General features: G+C 55.0%; 1 protein-coding gene. It reads left to right on the top strand.

Annotation, left to right across the window (positions count from 1 at the left end):
• Nucleotides 1-120, top strand: a 120-nt coding sequence (locus tag AC1RPY_RS07775) for a DUF1289 domain-containing protein (protein ID WP_481763111.1), incomplete at its 5' end; no start/stop codon positions are given.
• Nucleotides 121-302 lie beyond the last annotated feature (182 nt).

The raw sequence follows: 302 nt of genomic DNA, 5'->3' as shown, positions 1-302 counted from the left end.
AAAGGGTGCGGGAGAACTGCCCAAGAAGTAGCAGAGTGGGTGTTCCTCGATCCGAAGCAACGGGCCGAAATAGTTGCCCGCGTTGAACAAGAGGCAAGAGCCCTCAAGTTCAGGTTTTAAGCCGTATCGCCCGGGGACAGGAGTCCCCGGTTCACAAATTCTTAGCAACAGGAGTTGCAAAATGGACAACCAATTCAATCTCGCGCTTGACACCGACGTTTACAAGTGGAGCCACGCAGCTCAACTGCCGCCCGGCGTGCAGTTTGCTTCGTCGTACTGCTCGGCACGATCGGACAAGGAAT

This window comes from Dellaglioa sp. CoH-56-MRSF-12, assembly GCF_056782075.1.
The sequence above is the reverse complement of the archived record's forward strand: the minus strand, read 5'-3'. Positions and strand labels throughout refer to the sequence as shown.